General features: G+C 72.7%; 17 protein-coding genes. 12 read left to right on the forward strand and 5 right to left on the reverse strand.

What is annotated here, in order from left to right:
- Positions 1–23 precede the first annotated feature (23 nt).
- The 10 genes from AB0D67_RS00250 (at position 24) to AB0D67_RS00295 (ending at position 10,273) form a co-directional block, all read left to right on the forward strand.
- Positions 24–323: a DUF503 domain-containing protein gene (locus AB0D67_RS00250; protein ID WP_362928153.1), complete on the forward strand. Its 300-nt coding sequence runs from the start codon at positions 24–26 to the stop codon at positions 321–323.
- Positions 324–387: 64 nt separating this feature from the next.
- Positions 388–876 carry a 30S ribosome-binding factor RbfA gene (gene rbfA, locus AB0D67_RS00255; protein WP_362928155.1) on the forward strand — a complete coding sequence of 163 codons (489 nt, stop codon included), beginning with the start codon at positions 388–390 and terminating at the stop codon, positions 874–876.
- Positions 873–1,889 (forward strand): bifunctional oligoribonuclease/PAP phosphatase NrnA, encoded by a 1,017-nt coding sequence (locus AB0D67_RS00260; protein ID WP_362928157.1) that lies wholly within the window; start codon positions 873–875, stop codon positions 1,887–1,889. Before rbfA ends, AB0D67_RS00260 begins: the two co-directional genes overlap by 4 nt.
- A 189-nt stretch (positions 1,890–2,078) precedes the next feature.
- Complete coding sequence (truB, locus tag AB0D67_RS00265; protein ID WP_362928159.1) at positions 2,079–2,978, forward strand: tRNA pseudouridine(55) synthase TruB; 900 nt, start codon at positions 2,079–2,081, stop codon at positions 2,976–2,978.
- Positions 2,979–3,139: 161 nt separating this feature from the next.
- Positions 3,140–4,117 (forward strand): bifunctional riboflavin kinase/FAD synthetase, encoded by a 978-nt coding sequence (locus AB0D67_RS00270; protein ID WP_362928161.1) that lies wholly within the window; start codon positions 3,140–3,142, stop codon positions 4,115–4,117.
- A 241-nt stretch (positions 4,118–4,358) separates the two neighbouring features.
- The gene (gene rpsO, locus AB0D67_RS00275) at positions 4,359–4,628 is read left to right on the forward strand and encodes a 30S ribosomal protein S15 (protein ID WP_179818888.1); all 270 of its coding nucleotides are present in this window, start codon (positions 4,359–4,361) and stop codon (positions 4,626–4,628) included.
- 320 nt (positions 4,629–4,948) lie between these two features.
- Complete coding sequence (locus AB0D67_RS00280) at positions 4,949–7,291, forward strand: polyribonucleotide nucleotidyltransferase (protein ID WP_362928163.1); 2,343 nt, start codon at positions 4,949–4,951, stop codon at positions 7,289–7,291.
- Positions 7,291–8,601: a pitrilysin family protein gene (locus AB0D67_RS00285; protein ID WP_362928733.1), complete on the forward strand. Its 1,311-nt coding sequence runs from the start codon at positions 7,291–7,293 to the stop codon at positions 8,599–8,601. Before AB0D67_RS00280 ends, AB0D67_RS00285 begins: the two co-directional genes overlap by 1 nt.
- Before the next feature lie 193 nt (positions 8,602–8,794).
- Positions 8,795–9,532 (forward strand): 4-hydroxy-tetrahydrodipicolinate reductase, encoded by a 738-nt coding sequence (gene dapB, locus AB0D67_RS00290; protein ID WP_362928165.1) that lies wholly within the window; start codon positions 8,795–8,797, stop codon positions 9,530–9,532.
- 225 nt (positions 9,533–9,757) lie between these two features.
- Complete coding sequence (locus AB0D67_RS00295) at positions 9,758–10,273, forward strand: GNAT family N-acetyltransferase (protein WP_362928167.1); 516 nt, start codon at positions 9,758–9,760, stop codon at positions 10,271–10,273.
- Positions 10,274–10,370: 97 nt separating this feature from the next.
- On the opposite strand, the gene AB0D67_RS00300 is transcribed toward AB0D67_RS00295, so the two are convergent.
- The 4 genes from AB0D67_RS00300 to AB0D67_RS00315 all read right to left on the reverse strand — a co-directional run bounded on the left by AB0D67_RS00300 (position 10,371) and on the right by AB0D67_RS00315 (position 14,443).
- A complete protein-coding gene (locus tag AB0D67_RS00300) occupies positions 10,371–11,240 on the reverse strand; it encodes a 1,4-dihydroxy-2-naphthoate polyprenyltransferase (protein WP_362928169.1) in 870 nt (289 codons plus the stop codon).
- A gap of 86 nt (positions 11,241–11,326) precedes the next feature.
- A complete protein-coding gene (locus AB0D67_RS00305) occupies positions 11,327–11,938 on the reverse strand; it encodes a GNAT family N-acetyltransferase (RefSeq protein ID WP_362928171.1) in 612 nt (203 codons plus the stop codon).
- A 106-nt stretch (positions 11,939–12,044) separates the two neighbouring features.
- Positions 12,045–12,749, reverse strand: coding sequence for a CGNR zinc finger domain-containing protein (locus tag AB0D67_RS00310; RefSeq protein WP_362928173.1), 705 nt, complete (start codon positions 12,747–12,749; stop codon positions 12,045–12,047).
- Positions 12,750–13,042: 293 nt separating this feature from the next.
- Entirely contained in the window at positions 13,043–14,443 is a 1,401-nt protein-coding gene (locus AB0D67_RS00315; RefSeq protein WP_362928175.1) for a PLP-dependent aminotransferase family protein, read from the reverse strand.
- 40 nt (positions 14,444–14,483) lie between these two features.
- On the opposite strand from AB0D67_RS00315, the gene AB0D67_RS00320 reads away from it, so the two are divergent.
- Positions 14,484–15,374, forward strand: coding sequence for a DMT family transporter (locus tag AB0D67_RS00320; RefSeq protein WP_362928177.1), 891 nt, complete (start codon positions 14,484–14,486; stop codon positions 15,372–15,374).
- A gap of 70 nt (positions 15,375–15,444) precedes the next feature.
- On the forward strand, positions 15,445–16,467 hold the full coding sequence (locus AB0D67_RS00325; RefSeq protein WP_362928179.1) for a hypothetical protein: 1,023 nt from the start codon (positions 15,445–15,447) through the stop codon (positions 16,465–16,467).
- Positions 16,468–16,572: 105 nt separating this feature from the next.
- On the opposite strand, the gene AB0D67_RS00330 is transcribed toward AB0D67_RS00325, so the two are convergent.
- Positions 16,573–16,773 (reverse strand): hypothetical protein, encoded by a 201-nt coding sequence (locus AB0D67_RS00330; RefSeq protein ID WP_362928181.1) that lies wholly within the window; start codon positions 16,771–16,773, stop codon positions 16,573–16,575.
- Positions 16,774–17,091: the final 318 nt, after the last annotated feature.

Consider the following 17,091-nt stretch of genomic DNA (forward strand, 5'->3'; position numbering starts at 1 on the left):
CGACGTTCGTGGCGTGATCCGACATGTATGTAGGTGCCCTCACACTGGACATCCTGCTCGGCGACGTCCGCTCGCTGAAGCAGAAGCGCTCCGTGGTGCGACCCATCATCGCCGAGGTGCAGCGACGGTTCCCGGGTGTGGCCGTCGCCGAGACCGGCCATCTGGACCTGCACCGCCGTACGGAGATCGGGATCGCGGTCGTCTCGGCGACCGCCGCGAACTGCGGCGTGGTCATGGACGACTGCGAGCGCCTGGTCGCGTTCCATCCGGAGATCGAGTTGCTGTCGGCCAGGCAGCGGCTCTACAACGACAACGAGGACTAGCCGCAGACGGCCGGCCGCCCCCCGTTTGCGCCCGGCCGTACTGTGAGAAGGGGGGAGAGCGAACATGGACGCAGGGCGCGCACGTAAGATCGCCGACCGGATCCAGCAGATCGTCGCCGAGATGCTGGAGCGCCGGATCAAGGACCCTCGGCTGGGTTTCGTGACGGTGACCGACACGCGGGTCACCAACGACCTGAGTGAGGCGACGGTGTTCTACACCGTGTTCGGCTCCGAGGCCGAGCGGGCCGACTCGGCGGCGGCTCTGGAGAGCGCCAAGGGGCTCATCCGCTCGGAGGTGGGCCGCCAGACCGGGCTGCGGCACACGCCGACGCTGCTGTTCACCCACGACCCCCTCCCCGACAACGCCCGGCACCTCGACGGCCTGTTCGCCGAGGCGAAGGCCAGGGACGCCGAGATCGCCAGGCGGGCGGAGAGCGCGAGGCACGCCGGTGAGGCCGACCCCTACCGCAAGCCCGAGGACAGGGACGGCGTGGACGAGGCCGACGAGGCCGAGGATGAGCCGTCCGAGCACGCGGGACGCTCGGCGACGTGACGCCGCAGCCGCGTGACGAGGGCCCGGTTCCCGGTCGTGACTGGGACCGGGCCGTCGAGCTGATCTCCTCCGCGGAGGAGGTCGCGCTGGCCTGCCACATCTCCCCGGACGGCGACGCGCTCGGCTCGACCCTGGCGGTCGGGCTGGCGCTGCGGGCGGTGGGCAAGCGGGTCGTGGCCTCCTTCGGGGAGCGCGGCTTCACGGTGCCCCGGCTGCTGCGTTTCCTGCCGGGCCAGGATCTCCTCGTCGACCCCGACGACTACCCCGCCGCGCCCGAGCTGATGATCTCCTTCGACGCGCCCATCCCCGACCGGCTGGGCGAGCTGGCCCGCGTCGCGGGCAAGGCGCGCGAGCTGGTGGTGGTCGACCACCACCCGTCCAACACCGGCTTCGGCACGCTCAACCTGGTCGACCCCGGCGCGGCGGCCACCGCTGTGCTCGCCGAGGAACTGATCCGGCGGCTCGGCCTGCCGGTCGACCGGGACATCGCGACCTGCCTGTACGCCGGGCTGGTCACCGACACCGGGTCGTTCCGGCACTCCTCGACCACCTCCGAGGTGCACGCCATGGCCGGGCGGCTCATCGCCACCGGCCTGAACCCCGAGGAGATCGCCCGGGAGCTGTGGGACCGCTCCCCCTTCGGCTACCTCCGGGTGCTCGGCCTCGCCCTGGAGCGGGTGGTCCTGGAGCCTGAGGCGGGCGACGGCCTGGGGCTGGTCTGGACGTACGTCACCCACGACGACCGTGCGGCCTACGGCCTGCCGTACCACGAGGTGGAGGGCATCATCGACGTGGTCCGCCGCACCGACGACGCGGACGTGGCGGTGATCCTCAAGGAGGACGACGGAGGGGCCTGGCAGGTCTCCACCCGCTCCAAGGGCGGGATCGACCTCTCCCGCGTCTGCGCCACGCTGGGCGGCGGAGGGCACGCCAAGGCGGCGGGCTTCACCTCCCACCAGCCCGTCGAGCAGACGATGGCCGCCTTCCGCGCGCTGCTGCGCCGCGCCGCCTGAGGAACCCCGCACCGCCTGAGGAACCCGCGCCCGGAGGGACCGCATCGGAACCCGCACCGGAACCCGTACCTGGAGAGACCGGACCCGGAGGAATCCCCGCCGGTGAGAATCACGGCCCCGAGGAACCCGCGCCCGAAAAGGACCCCGCCGAAGCTCCCGCAGAGGCTCTCGCAGAAGGACGACCCCGACATGAGTACGGCTCGCGCCAAGCGCACCCCGCCGCCGAGCGGACTGATCGTGGTGGACAAGCCCGCCGGATGGACCTCCCACGACGTCGTCGGCAAGCTCCGCGGCATCGCCGGCACCCGCCGGGTGGGACACGCCGGCACGCTGGACCCGATGGCCACCGGGGTGCTGGTGGTCGGCGTGGAGAAGGCCACCCGGCTGCTGGGGCACCTCGCGCTCACCGAGAAGGGCTACGACGCCACGATCAGGCTCGGGGCGTCCACCAACACCGACGACGCGGAGGGCGAGGTCACCGCCACGGCGTCCGCCGCGCACATCTCCGACGAGGAGATCGCCAAGGGCGTCGCCGCGCTGACCGGCCGGATCACGCAGGTCCCGCCGCAGGTCAGCGCCATCAAGGTGAACGGCGAGCGGGCCTACAAGCGGGCCCGGGCGGGGGAGGAGGTCGAACTGAGCGGACGGCCGGTCACCGTGTCGGCCTTCGAGGTCACCGCCGTCCGCCGCGAGGGCGACGTCGTCGACGTCGACGCCTCGGTGACCTGCTCCAGCGGCACCTACATCCGGGCCCTGGCCCGCGACCTGGGCGCCGCGCTGGGCACCGGGGGGCACCTGACGTTCCTGCGCCGCACCCGGGTCGGCCCCTACGGCCTGGCGACGGCCCGGACCATCGAGCAGCTCGCCGCGGACTGCGTGATCACACCGATGGCCGAGGCGGTGGCGGCGGCCTTCCCGAGGCGGGACGTGACCGCCGAGGAGGCGGCCGTCGTCGGGCACGGCGGACGGCTGCCCGCCCTGGGGGCCGGCGAGGGGCCGATAGGGGTGTTCGGCCCGGACGGCACGCTCCTGGCGCTGGTCGAGGAGCGCGGCGGGTTCACCAGGTCGCTGGCGGTCTTCGTGCCCTGAGGGCGGCGCGTCCCCGCGTCCCGGGGGCGGTGCCCGGAAGGGCGGCTCCCGCGTCCGGGGTAAGGTGACCTGTCATCTCCGTCGGCCTCCCCGGTTGCGGGAAAGCCCCCGGGACGTGGCAGGCTTTAGGAAGTCGATCCGGTACGAGGGAAGAGGCTGCGGTGCGAGGCTGGCACGGATTGGAAGACGTGCCCGGGGACTGGGGCAGGTCCGTCATCACGATCGGCGTCTTCGACGGGGTTCACCGCGGTCACCAGAAGATGGTGGCCCGCGCCGTGGGGATGGCCCGCGAGCTCGGCATGTCCTCGGTCGTGGTCACCTTCGACCCCCACCCGGAGGAGGTGGTGCGGCCGGGCACGCACCCGCTGAGGCTGACGACGCCCCGGCACCGCACCGAGCTGCTGGCCGCGCTCGGCGTGGACGCGGTCTGCGTGCTGCCGTTCACCCTGGAGTTCTCCCGGATGAGCCCGGACGAGTTCGTGCAGACCATCCTGGTCGACCGGCTGCACGCCGGCGGCGTCGTGGTCGGGGAGAACTTCCGGTTCGGCCACAAGGCCGCCGGTGACATCGAGACGCTGCAGACGCTCGGCGAGAAGTACGACTTCGTGGCCGAGGCCGTCCCGCTGGTGAGCGACGGGGAGATCATCTCCTCCACCCTCATCCGGGACGGGCTGGCCGCCGGCGACACCGAGGCCGTCGCGTTGGCGCTCGGCCGCCCGCACCGGGTCGAGGGCGTGGTGGTCCGCGGTTACCAGCGGGGCCGGCAGCTCGGCTTCCCCACGGCCAACGTCGAGTCGCCCGCCTTCACCGCGATCCCCGCGGACGGCGTCTACGCCGGCTGGCTGCAGTGCGTCCCCAACGGCAACCTCCCCGTCGCCTACGACGGCGAGCGCTGGCCCGCCGCGATCTCCGTGGGCACCAACCCGACCTTCGAGGGCGTGCCCCGCACCGTCGAGGCGTACGCGCTCGACCGCGACGACCTGGAGCTGTACGGCGCCCACGTGGCCGTCGACTTCGGGCCGCGGCTCCGCGACAACCTCAGGTTCGACTCGGTCGAGGCGCTCATCGGGCAGATGCGCGCCGACGTCGACCGGGCGCGTCTCCTCGCCGGCACCTGGACCCCTCCCGGCTCCTTCTGAGCCGTCTCCCGGGCTCCCGCCCGCATGGAAGCGGTTCACGGGAGTACGGCGGACGCGCGGGGTACGCGGCACCGGATGTGCGAGAGCTTGGAGCCGGGTGGTAACCTGGCATGTCAGTTCTGTAACCGGCGAGGTCGGCGACGCCGCCACGCCGGTGCTGACGCCGCCACGGCGACTGTAGGCACGCACGGTCGCTCGGGCATCTGAGATCCCGCGTGCCCGTAGAGGTTCAAGGAGACACGTGTCGCTCGACACCGCAGCAAAGAAGCAGATCATCGGTGAGTACGCCAAGGGCGAGACCGACACCGGTTCCCCCGAGGTGCAGATCGCGCTGCTCAGCAAGCGCATCAGCGAGCTCACCGAGCACCTGAAGGTGCACAAGCACGACCACCACAGCCGCCGCGGCCTGCTGCTGCTCGTCGGTCGTCGTCGCCGTCTGCTCAAGTACCTCGCCAGCAAGGACATCGAGCGTTACCGTTCGCTCATCGAGCGGCTCGGCCTGCGGCGATAGAATGATCGGGGAGCGGCGCGGCGCGCCGCTCCCCGGCCACATCGGAAGGTGCCCGGCGCGTCGCGCCACAGGAGCACCGGTCCGATGCGCAAAACTGAACAGCCGAGACAACTGCCCCGCGTCCGCCAGCAAGCGCGCCCCACGGCGTGGGAGGGCCGGTCCTCGGTAGTGGCCCCCGGTCATCACGGCGAGAGCCGTACGGAACCGGGCGCTTCGATCGAAGACCGGCGCTGCACCACGGGGAGGCCGGCAAAAGGAGGTCAGGCGCGACACGCGTGCCTGACCGGGCGCGGGCGACCGATCCTACAAGGAGGTCCCCCGTGGAGGGTGTCCACAACAGCGAAGCCGTCATCGACAACGGCTCATTCGGCACGCGTACCGTCCGGTTCGAGACCGGGCGCCTGGCGCGCCAGGCGGCGGGTTCCGCCGTCGTCTATCTCGACGACGAGACGATGGTCCTTTCGGCCACCACCGCCTCGAAGCATCCCAAGGAGAACCTCGACTTCTTCCCGCTGACGGTCGACGTCGAGGAGCGGATGTACGCCGCGGGCCGCATCCCCGGCTCCTTCTTCCGCCGTGAGGGCCGTCCCTCCGAGGACGCCATCCTCACCTGCCGCCTGATCGACCGGCCGCTGCGCCCGTCGTTCGTCAAGGGCCTGCGCAACGAGATCCAGGTCGTGGCGACCATCCTGGCGCTGCACCCCGACCACCTGTACGACGTGGTCGCGATCAACGCCGCGTCCCTGTCCACCCAGCTCGCCGGGCTGCCCTTCTCCGGCCCGATCGGCGGCGTCCGCGTCGCGCTGATCGACGGCCAGTGGGTCGGGTTCCCGACCCACCCGGAGCTGGAGCGCGCCACCTTCGACATGGTGGTCGCCGGCCGCGTCCTGGACGACGGCGACGTCGCGATCATGATGGTCGAGGCCGAGTCCACCCGTGACACGCTCAAGCTCGTCGCCGACGGCGCCGTCGCGCCGACCGAGGAGACCGTGGCGCAGGGCCTCGAGGCGGCCAAGCCGTTCATCAAGGTGCTGTGCGACGCCCAGGCCAGGATCGCCAAGGTCGCCGCGAAGGAGACCGCCGAGTACCCGCTGTTCCTCGACTACCAGGACGACGTCCTGGAGGCGGTGACCACCGCGATCCGCAGCGAGCTCGCCGCGGCGCTGACCATCGCCGGCAAGCAGGAGCGCGAGGCCGAGCTCGACCGCGTCAAGGCCCTGGCGCTGGAGAAGCTGGGCGCCGACTTCGAGGGCCGTGAGAAGGAGATCTCCGCGGCCTTCCGCACGGTGACCAAGAAGCTCATGCGCGAGCGGGTCATCAACGAGGGCGTCCGCATCGACGGCCGCGGGGTCAAGGACATCCGCCAGCTCAACGCCGAGGTCCACGTCGTGCCCCGGGTGCACGGCTCGGCCCTGTTCGAGCGCGGCGAGACCCAGATCATGGGCATCACGACGCTGAACATGCTCCGCATGGAGCAGATGATCGACACGCTCAACCCCGAGCGCACCAAGCGCTACATGCACAACTACAACTTCCCGCCCTACTCCACCGGCGAGACCGGCCGGGTGGGCTCGCCCAAGCGCCGCGAGATCGGCCACGGCGCGCTCGCCGAGCGGGCGCTCATCCCGGTCCTGCCGGCCCGCGAGGAGTTCCCCTACGCGATCCGCCAGGTCTCCGAGGCGCTCGGCTCCAACGGCTCGACCTCCATGGGCTCGGTCTGCGCCTCGACGATGGCGCTGCTCGACGCGGGCGTCCCGCTCAAGGGCATCGTCGCCGGCATCGCGATGGGCCTGATCAACGAGGGCGACCAGTACGTCACGCTGACCGACATCCTCGGGGCCGAGGACGCCATGGGCGACATGGACTTCAAGGTCGCCGGCACCAAGGACGTCATCACCGCGCTGCAGCTCGACACCAAGCTCGACGGCATCCCCGCCTCGATCCTGGGCGCCGCGCTGAAGCAGGCCAAGGGCGCGCGTCTGGCCATCATCGACGTGATGCAGGAGGCGATCGACTCTCCGGCGGAGATGAACGCCACCGCGCCGCGCATCATCACGATCAAGGTCCCGGTCGACAAGATCGGCGAGGTCATCGGCCCGAAGGGCAAGATGATCAACCAGATCCAGGACGACACCGGCGCCGAGATCACGATCGAGGACGACGGAACGATCTACATCGGCGCCACCGACGGCCCGTCCGCCGAGGCGGCCCGGTCGGCGATCAACGCCATCGCCAACCCGCACATGCCGGAGGTCGGGGAGCGCTACCTGGGCACGGTCGTCAAGATCGCCGCCTTCGGCGCCTTCATCTCCCTCATGCCGGGCAAGGACGGCCTGCTGCACGTCTCCCAGATCCGCAAGCTGCACGGCGGCAAGCGCATCGAGAACGTCGAGGACGTCATGAACGTCGGCGAGAAGGTCCAGGTGGAGATCGCCGAGATCGACTCGCGCGGCAAGCTGTCCCTGGTCCCGGTCGAGGTCGTGGAGCGGGAGGCGGAGGCCAGGGGCGAGGCCGGCACGCCGGAGTCGGGTGACGCCGCTCCCGTCGCGTCCGCCGCCCCGGCCGAGTCCGGTGAGGAGCGGCCGCGCCGCACCCGCACCCGTACCCGCAGCGGCAGCGGCAACGGCGGCGGCGGCCGCGGGGGGGAAGACCGCAACTCGTGATCACGACCACTCTGCACCCCGGCAAGGACGGCGCCGGGGTGGTGCGGCGCACCGTCCTCCCCGGTGGGCTCCGGGTGGTGACCGAGTCCATGCCGACCGTGCGTTCCGTCGCGGTCGGCATGTGGGTCGGCATCGGATCGAGGGACGAGACCCCCGAGCACATGGGGGCCTCCCACTTCCTTGAGCACCTGCTGTTCAAGGGCACCCCCACGCGGGACGCGCTGGAGATCTCCGCGGCGATCGAGGGCATCGGCGGTGAGATCAACGCCTTCACCTCCAAGGAGTACACCTGCTACTACGCGCGGGTCCTCGACGAGGACCTGCGGGTGGCGATCGACGTCCTCTCCGACGTGGTCACCTCCTCGGTCATCACCCCCGAGGACGTCGAGGCCGAGCGCGGCGTGATCCTCGAGGAGATCGCCATGCACGACGACGACCCGTCGGACGTGGTGCACGAGCAGTTCTCCGCGGAGCTGTACGGTGACACGCCCGTCGGGCGGCCGATCCTCGGCACGGTCGAGTCGATCAACGCCATCGACCGCGACCGGATCGCCGAGTACTACCGGCGGCACTACCTGCCCACGCACACCGTCGTGGCGGTGGCGGGCAACGTCACCCACGAGCGGGTCGTCGAACTGGTCGCCGCCGCCTACGAGCGGGCCGGAGCCCTCGGCGGCGACGCCGCGCCGGTCCCACCGCGCGTCTCGGGCCCCGGCGTCGAGTCGCACTCCGGCGTCCGGGTGCTGCACCGGCCGACCGAGCAGGCCAACCTGGTCCTCGGCACGACCGGCCTGGTCCGCACCGACGACCGCCGCTTCGCGCTCGGCGTGCTGAACGCGGCGCTCGGCGGCGGCATGTCGTCGCGGCTGTTCCAGGAGATCCGGGAGAAGCGGGGGCTCGCCTACTCGGCGTACTCCTACACTTCCTCCTACGCCGACACCGGCCAGTTCGGCGTCTACGTCGGCTGCCTGCCGTCGAAGATCGACGAGGTGCTGAAGATCTGCCGCGAGGAGCTCCTGCGGGTCACCGCCGAGGGCATCTCCGAGGAGGAGATCGGCCGGGGCAAGGGGCAGATGCGCGGCGGCCTGGTGCTGGGCCTGGAGGACACCGGCTCCCGGATGTCCAGGATCGGCAAGGGCGAGCTGGTCTTCGACGAGCACCTGTCGGTGGACGAGATCCTCGCCCGGATCGACGCGGTCACCCCCGAGGAGATCACCGCCGTCGCCCGTGACGTCCTCAGCCGCCCGATGACCCTCGCGGTGATCGGGCCTTACGAGGGCAAGGACTTCAGCGCGGCCCTGACCGGCTGACCGGCTTCGAGGACACGGTCTCACGGCATCACGGACGGCCCCGGCGCTCCCGAGCGCCGGGGCCGTCCCGTGTCCTGGCCGTCCCGTGTCCTGGCCGTCCCGTGTCCTGGCCGTCCGGCGCCCGAGCCGCTCCTCCGCCGCGCCGGGCGGTGCTCGCGAAGGGGCGGGACGGCCGACGGTATAGCCTGTGGCCGTGATCAGGGTTGGAGTTCTGGGCGCGCGCGGACGCGTCGGCAGGGAAGTGTGCAAGGCCGTCGAGGCCGCCGGTGACCTGGAGCTGGTCGCCCCCCTCGACAAGGGCGACCCGATCGAGGGGCTCACCGGCTGCGACGTGGTGGTGGACTTCACCCACCCCGACGTCGTCATGGGCAACCTCGAATGGTGCATCGCCCACGGCGTCCACCCGGTGGTCGGCACCACCGGCTTCGACGCCGGGCGGCTGTCCACCGTGCGCGGCTGGCTCGACGCCAGCCCCGGTGTCAACGCGCTGATCGCCCCCAACTTCGGCATCGCGGCCGTGCTGATGATGCACTTCGCCCAGCAGGCCGCCCGCTACTTCGACTCCGTCGAGATCGTCGAGCTGCATCACCCGAACAAGGCCGACGCGCCCTCCGGCACCGCCCGCCGTACGGCGGAGCTGGTCGCCGAGGCGCGGCGCAAGGCCGGGGCCGGGCCGATGCCCGACGCCACCAGCGCCGAGCTGGAGGGCGCGCGCGGCGCCGAGGTGGACGGGGTCCGCGTCCACGCCGTACGGCTGGCCGGGCTGATCGCCCACCAGGAGGTGCTGCTGGGCGGGGACGGCGAGACCCTCACCATCCGCCACGACACCATGAACCGCTCGTCGTTCACCCCCGGCGTCCTGCTGGGCGTGCGCCGGGTGGGGGAGACGCCGGGGCTCACCGTCGGCCTGGAGCACCTGCTCGACCTCTGAGAGACCGTCCTGGGCCCGTCCGGCGGCATCCGGCGGGCCCCGAGGAGGTTCGTCCGGCGGAGCCCACCGGACGGGACGTGCCGGACACCGCGCCGTGGACCTCCACCGGTCCTCCCGTCCCGGCCGTCCGGGGGTTTCCACGCCCCGGGTCATCGGCCTCCGGCGGCTTTCCCGGCATGCCGGTCACCCGGCGAGGAAGCGCATTCCCCGGTATCCTCCGATCCCATGACAGGAGATCGACACCCGGATCCGGGCGGGGTGCGCTGGGCCGTGGCCGGGGAGCTGCCCGGGCTGGCCGCGGTGGAGACCGCCGCCGACGGGATGTTCGCCGCGGTGGGCATCACCTTCCCGCCCGACACCACGACGATCGCGGAGGCCGGCGACCCGTCGCGGGTCCTGGTGGCCGGCGCGCCACCGGTCGGCTTCGCCATGATCGGCTGGGTGGACGGCGGCGTCCACCTCGACCAGCTCGCCGTCCACCCCGATCACGGGCGGCGCGGCATCGGGGGGCGGCTGCTGGAGGCGGTCTGCGACCACGCGGCCTCGGTCGGCGCGCCGGCCGTGACGCTGACGACGTTCCGGGACGTGCCGTGGAACGCGCCCTGGTACGCCCGGCGCGGCTTCGGCGTACTGGATCCCGCGGAGTGGGGGCCGGAGATGGTCGCGCTGGTGGCGCATGAACGCGAGCTGGGCATCGAGCTCGCGCCCCGCGTGGTGATGCGCCGCCCGCTGGCCGCCTGAACCCCGGCGCACCGGCCGGACCGTGAGGATCACCGGTGGCCGCCGGGGCCGCCGGGCCGGGCCCGTACGGAGGGCCGGACCGGCTCGGCGTCCCCCGTCAGAGGGCGAGGCCGACGGTGAACAGCAGGCCGAAGGCGAGCTGGAAGCGGCCCGTCTGCTGGAGTGTGGCGATCAGGGCCGGGCCGGTTGCGCCGCGCCCGACGAACAGCACCGGGGCGATCGCCAGCGGCGCGGACAGGATGGCCAGCGCCGTGAACGGCCGCCACACCGCCATGACGAGCGCGACGGCCAGCGGCAGGACGAGGCAGAGGGTGTAGAGGACGCGGGTGCGGTGGTCGCCCAGCACCACGGCCATGGTGCGCTTGCCCGCCGGACCGTCGGTGGTGATGTCACGCAGGTTGTTGACCACCAGCATCGCGCAGGCCAGCAGACCGACCGGCACGGAGGCCGCCAGGGCGGTCCAGGAGAGCCGTTCGAGCTGGACGAACGTCGTGCCCGCCGTCGCCACCAGGCCGAAGAACACGAACACCGACAGCTCGCCGAGCGCGCGGTAGCCGTAGGGCCGCGAGCCGCCGGTGTAGAACCAGGCCGCGGCGATCGCCAGCGCGCCCACCGCCAGCAGCCACCACGCCCGGGTGACCACGACCAGCGCCAGGCCCGCCACCGCGGCGGCGGCGAAGCAGCCCAGGGCCGCGGCGAGGACCTGGCGGGGCGCCGCCGCCCCCGAGCCGACCAGGCGCATCGGCCCGACCCGCTGGTCGTCGGTGCCGCGCACGCCGTCGCTGTAGTCGTTGGAGTAGTTCACCCCGATCTGCAGGGCGAGCGCCACGAACAGGGCGAGCAGGGCGCGCCACCACACCGCCCCGCCGTCCCCGATCGCGACGCCGGTGCCGACGGCGACGGGGACGACGGCGGCGGGAAGGGTGCGCGGACGTGCTCCGGCGATCCACTGGCTCGGGGTGGCCATGGGCTGCGGGGTTCCTCTCGGGCGTTGTCACCGGCCCGCGGCCGGTCCCGGGCGCATCGCGGCCCCGGGCCGGCGCGCGCCGGCGTTCAGCTGATGTCGGTGGCCAGGCGGACCATCCGCACCGGCCGCCCCATGTTAAGGACCCGCTCGGCCCCGTCCTCACCCCACCCCGCCGATTCCAGGAACCCGAGGACCCGGTGGTTGTCGGCGAAGACCCACGTCACGATGGTGTGGTAGCCGTCGTCGCGGAGGTAGTCGACCGTCGCGTTGAGTAGGCGGCTGCCGTGCCCGCGCCGGACGTAGTCGGGGTCCACCAGGAAGCTGAGCATCTCCGCCGTGGTGTCCGGGTTCAGATCGGGGTCCTCGGCGGGGGCGTGGGAGGCCAGGCCCACCACACGCTCGGCGCCCCGCATCGCCGCGGCGGCCTCGATCCCGCCGGGGCCGAGCGCGGGGAACGCGTCGGTGTCGAGGACGACCTGCTCGACCGCCACCAGGACCCGGTGGCGGGAGGACGGCGGGCTGACGATCGCCTCGTCCCACTGGCGCCGCCACATCGCCTCGGCCGCCGCGTTGGTCATCTGCTCGAGCGGCCCCTCGGGAAGGAAGTCCCGGTAGCCGTATTTCCAGGCGCGAATCTGGGTGCTCGTCACCGCGGCGACATCATCGTGCCGAGCCACCCGCACGCCTACGTCTGCCATCTCGGCCCGCTCCTTTGCTGCCGTGCCGTCGCCTCAGGACGCGCTGCCTCGCGGTTCTCCGGCCGCGCGAGCGGGCATCAGGCGCGGTGATCCGTGAGACAGGCACCTACACCGTATCGGGGAATCCGGCTCGTAGATGACGCGATCCGGTCTCCGCCTGACGTCGTGCCCGATATGCCCGAGTCTTTGTGCGGTTGCCGCACACCCTCATGGAGCACCAGGACCGCGAGCGGTTCTTCGAGGAGTCGACGAACGCCCACTGGCAGGTGCTCTCGGTGCACACCTTCAGTCTGGACCACATCCCGGCCGCGTGCGCGGCCATCACCGCCGCCGCGATCCGCGCCAGCCCTGCGGGCGTCCCCTCCGCGACCGGCCCCAGGGCCGGTTCGCCGGCCGTCAGGACCACCCGCAGCGGGAGCCCGGCGAGCACCCGCGACGGAGGGCCGGACCGTCCGTCGCCGGGCACGTCATCGTCCGCCGGCCCGCCGGAGGCATCGGCGTCGCGGACGCCGTGGAGGTCATCGCGGTCGCGGGCGTCGCCGCGGCCGTGGGTGTCGTCACGGTCTCCGGCGTCATGGCCGCGGGCGTCGCGGTTGCGGGGGGCGTGGTTACGGCGGAGCGCCTCGCGCAGGGTCTCCCGCAGGGCGACGGCCAGCGCGAGGTCGTCGGCGGTGGCCGTGTCGGACGGCGCGGCCAGCCCGCGCCCGGCGAGCCAGGCCGCCAGCGCCGCGGGGGACGGGATCGTGTCGGCGCCGCTCTCGACGTCGTAGGTGTTCACGAAGTCGCAGACCAGGGCGGCAGGATCGTTCATCGGGGCGATCACCTCTTCGCAACCACTGTATGGCATTAGAGGGTTCTATTCCGTGCGACTCCACCATGGACGGTTCGGTGGTGTTCAGGGGAACGGGCCCCCGTACGGCGGTTCCGCGACCGGCCTCGCGGCCGTGCCCGGATCCGCCCGGGGTGGTCCCACGGGGACCCGGACCGGGCCCGGAGGCGGTCCCGGTCCGGGTCCGCCGTGGGACCCTCCAGACCCGGTTCGGAGGCGGTCCCGCCGCGATCCGGGGCCCGGGACGGCCGCGGTCCGGCCCGCCGTACGGCCGGTCAGCGGGTCTCCTCCAGCGCGGCCGCCAGCCGCCGCACCCCCTCCGACAGCTCCGCCACGTGGGCGGCGGCCGAGTGGGTCACCCGGATGCGGGGCCCGGGAGGCTCGGCCGGGTGATAGACCCGGCCGGGGCTGACCGTGACGCCCGCCCGCCGGGCCGCCTCCACCACCGCGTCCTCGTCGGTGCCGGGCGGCAGCCGTAACCACAGGTGGAGACCGCCCCGGGGCACGAGGTGGACGTCGACGGCCGGCAGGCGGACGGTGAGCTCCGTGACCAGCGCGGTCCTGCGGGCCGCCAGCTCGGCGCCCAGCGCCGCCAGGTGGCGGGGCCAGGCGGGGGAGCCGACGAGCTCCAGCGCCGTCTCCTGGAGCAGCCTGGGCACGAAGAACGACTCCACGACCTGGCTCGCCCGCAGCCGCAGCGCGGCCGGTCCGCGGGCGACGACCCCCGCGACCCGCATGCCCGCCGACAGCGGCTTGGTCAGCGAGTTGACGTGCACGACGGTGCCGTGGGGGTCCAGCGCGACCAGCGGGGGCGGGGCCGGGGAGGTCGTCAGATATCTGGCGTAGTCGTCCTCGACGACGAACGCTCCGGCGGCCCGGGCGATCGCGAGCACCTGGTGCCGCCGGTCCGGGGGCAGCGTCGCGCCGGTGGGGTTGTGCAGGGTGGGCTGGCAGTAGAAGATCCGCGCGCCCGTCACCGCGAACGCCTCCGCCAGCAGCTCCGGCCGCACCCCGTCGCGGTCCACCGGCACGGCCGTGGCCCGCAGCCCGGCCGCCCGCGCGGCGGCGAGCGCGCCGGGGTAGGTGGGCGTCTCGACGAGTACGGCCGTGCCCGGCGCGGCCAGCGCGCGGAAGGCATGGGTCAGGGCGGCCTGGCCCCCGGCGGCCACCAGGACGTCGGCCGCGGTGACGCCGCCGCCGGCCTCCCGGGCGAACCACCCGCGCAGCTCGGCCAGGCCGTTCAGCGGCGGCGTCTCCCAGACGCCGGGACGGCGCGCCGCGCGGGAGGCCGCCGCGGACAGGGCCCGTTCCGGCAGCAGCGCCGCCGGGAGATAGCCGCCGGTGAGGGGGACGACGCCCTCCGGCGGCGGGGTGAGCAGGCCGCTCACCGCGGCGTCGTCCACCACGCGGTCGCCGAGGGCCACCGTCTGCCAGGACAGGTCCGCCGCGTCGTCCGGGCGGGGAACGGCGGGGGCGACGTAGGTGCCGTTGCCGGGCCTGACGATCACCCTGCCCTCCGCGGCGAGCCGCCCCAGGGCCCGCGACACGGTCACCGGGCTCACGCCGTGGGTCCGCACCAGCTCGCGGCTCGACGGCAGCCGGTCGCCGGGGCGCATCCGGGCGGCGGTCTCCCTGATGCTGGCTGCCAGCCGGACGATACTGCTATCGTCATTCATGATGGATAAGAGTAGCGCTATTGTCCGGAATCGAGTAGCGGTGCCCCACCGTGAGGGCCCGTCGGACACGGCGTGGCGCGGCACCGTCCTCGCCGGACTCGGCGTGCTGACGTTCTCCATGTCGTTCCCGGCCACGGCGTTCGCGATGAGGGGCTTCGACCCCTACCTCGTGGCCGCCGGCCGGGCCGCCCTCGCCGCCGCCGCGGCGCTGGTCTTCCTCCTCGCCACCCGGACGCCCCTGCTGCCGCCCCGCCGCCTGCTCGGCCCCTACCTGCTCATCGCGGCCGGCGTCGTGGTCGGCTTCCCCCTCTTCAGCGGGCTGGCGCTCGCCGCCGGGGCGAGCACCTCCCACGCCGCGGTGGTCATTGGGCTGCTGCCCGCGGCCACCGCCGCCTGCGCCGCCGTACGGGGCGGGGAGCGGCCCCGGCCGCTCTTCTGGGCGACGTGCGCCCTGGGCGCCGCGGCGATCACCGCCTTCACCCTCAGCCGGGGCGGCGGCCACGTCACCGGAGCCGACCTGCTGCTCGTCGGCGCGCTCGTGTCGGCCGCCGTCGGCTACACCGAGGGCGGCCGGCTCGCCCGGGAGATCCCCGGCTCACACGTCATCTCCCACGCCCTCGTCATCGCCGTGCCCCTCACCGTCCCGGTGACCGTCGCACTGGCACTGACGACGGAATCGCGGCCGGACGCGGTGTCGCTCGCGGGGTTCGCCTACGTCGGCCTGTTCTCCATGTTCCTCGGCTTCATCCCCTGGTACGCCGGCCTGGCCGCGGGCGGGATCGCCCGCGCCGGCCAGACCCAGCTCGCCCAGCCGCTGCTGACGCTGGTGTGGGCCTGGCTCCTGATGGGCGAGCGGTTCGGGCCGGTCACGGTCGTGGCCGCCGTCGCGGTGCTCGCGTGTGTCGCCGCCTCCCAACGGGCACGCTCTTGAAAGATTGTGACATCCGGGCGCAGGATGTGAGCTGTGCCTGTCACAACCGGGCGGCCGAAGGGGTGGCATCATGGCGGACCTGACGGTTCCCGAGGGTGGGTTCTGGCCCGCCCCCGCGGTTCCCCAACCGAACATCTACCCGATGGAATGGCGGGTGGAGACCGAGAAGCTGGCGGCCATCTACGAGAAGTCCAAGCGCATGGTCTGGAACCCCGCCGACCTGCCCTGGGACGACCTCGACCCGGCCGCCTTCACGACCGAGCAGCGCCTCGGGATCATGTACTGGTTCTCCGTGCTGGCCAACTTCGACGCCTCCGGCCCGGCGGTCTTCGCCCGCGCCACCATCCAGGCGTTCGAGAAGCACGAGGAGGACCCGGTCCGCAAGTGCTTCTTCTCGATCACCCGTGACGAGATGAACCACGAGGAGTGCTGCCAGCGCACCATCGCCAGGCTCTGGCCGGGCGGCCCGCTCGACTGGACCCCCGTCACCGACCTGGAGAAGGCCGCCCACAACAACATCGGCTGGCTCTACCACAACGGCGGCCGCTACTGGACCGGCTACAACAGCGCCGTCGGCAAGTACACCCTGCCGGTGCTGTTCACCAGCTTCATGATGGGAGAGATGGCGGCCTCCACCCTCTTCCGCGGCATGGCGAGCGGCACCCGCCACCCGGTCTTCAGCGAGATGTTCCACCGCATCGGCCGCGACGAGTCCCGCCACCTGCAGATCTGCATGACCATCCTCGACAACGAGTGGCCCGGGCTCACCGACGACACCCGCACGCTGATCACCCGGCAGCTCCGGGCGGGGTTCGTGTTCCTTTCCATGATCCTGTGGGAGCCGCCGGACGGCTTCTGGGAGCTGCCGCCGTACTTCCTGGCCAACCACCGCGTCCTGATGGACCACGCGCGCGACGCGGGCCTGGGCGTGCTCTCCTACGAGGAGCAGGCCGACAACTGGCGGGTGGCGATGGCCAAGATCCGGGCCATCGTGCAGCGCTGGGGCATCGAGTTCCCCGCGATCCCCGAGCTCGACATCGACGGCGTCGAGGTCGGCTTCCTCGACCCGGACGACATCATCCCGGTGTTCTGACCGGGTGCGGGCGCTCGGTGCCGGGGTGCTCGTGCCCCGACGCCCGCTGCCGGTGGGTCGTGGGTCGCCGACGCGCGCCGGACGGCGGGGCCGGAGGATCAGAGGTCAGAGGTGGAACCAGTGGATCCGCCGGCAGACCGAGCACACAAAGCAGGTCGCGTCACGGTTGGCCCAGTCGAGGTTCATGAAGCTCATGCCCGTGGTCTGCAGCTTCCAGGCATGTTGCTCGAACCGGTCGTTGTCACAGGTGTCGCAGGTCAGATGACGGTCGCCGGGAAGGGTGACGGTCCGGGGTTCATCGCTCATATCCCGATGCTGGCGCGCGGAGCGGTCACGCGCGCGGACGGGCGGGTTACGGTCCCCTTCGTCGGGATTTGCGGTTATGCCGATATCGAGGATGGTACGTGCTCTCCGCAGGAGAGCGGAGCCGTGCTCCCCGCCGGAGGGTGGCGGGCGAGCGGGACCGGGGGACGTCAGCCGCTGACGCCTTCGAGCCTGCCGACGACGCGGGCGAGGAGATCGCGGATCTCGACCTGCCCGGCCTTCAGCTCGGCGATGTCGCCGACCGCGCGGTTGAGCTTCAGCTCCATGGCGGTCTGACCCTTCTTGATGGACGTGATGTCG

It is taken from the genome of Streptosporangium sp. NPDC048047 (genome assembly GCF_040653115.1).
Lineage (GTDB): Bacteria > Actinomycetota > Actinomycetes > Streptosporangiales > Streptosporangiaceae > Streptosporangium.

What these genes read in the sequence shown, in the direction of transcription:
- AB0D67_RS00250 (WP_362928153.1), top strand. Translation starts at nt 24, where the DNA reads ATGTATGTAGGTGCCCTCACACTGGACATCCTGCTCGGCGACGTCCGC.
- rbfA (WP_362928155.1), top strand. Translation starts at nt 388, where the DNA reads ATGGACGCAGGGCGCGCACGTAAGATCGCCGACCGGATCCAGCAGATC.
- truB (WP_362928159.1), top strand. Translation starts at nt 2,079, where the DNA reads ATGAGTACGGCTCGCGCCAAGCGCACCCCGCCGCCGAGCGGACTGATC.
- AB0D67_RS00295 (WP_362928167.1), top strand. Translation starts at nt 9,758, where the DNA reads ATGACAGGAGATCGACACCCGGATCCGGGCGGGGTGCGCTGGGCCGTG.
- AB0D67_RS00300 (WP_362928169.1), bottom strand. Translation starts at nt 11,240, where the DNA reads ATGGCCACCCCGAGCCAGTGGATCGCCGGAGCACGTCCGCGCACCCTT.
- AB0D67_RS00305 (WP_362928171.1), bottom strand. Translation starts at nt 11,938, where the DNA reads ATGGCAGACGTAGGCGTGCGGGTGGCTCGGCACGATGATGTCGCCGCG.
- AB0D67_RS00310 (WP_362928173.1), bottom strand. Translation starts at nt 12,749, where the DNA reads ATGAACGATCCTGCCGCCCTGGTCTGCGACTTCGTGAACACCTACGAC.
- AB0D67_RS00315 (WP_362928175.1), bottom strand. Translation starts at nt 14,443, where the DNA reads ATGAATGACGATAGCAGTATCGTCCGGCTGGCAGCCAGCATCAGGGAG.
- AB0D67_RS00325 (WP_362928179.1), top strand. Translation starts at nt 15,445, where the DNA reads ATGGCGGACCTGACGGTTCCCGAGGGTGGGTTCTGGCCCGCCCCCGCG.
- AB0D67_RS00330 (WP_362928181.1), bottom strand. Translation starts at nt 16,773, where the DNA reads ATGAGCGATGAACCCCGGACCGTCACCCTTCCCGGCGACCGTCATCTG.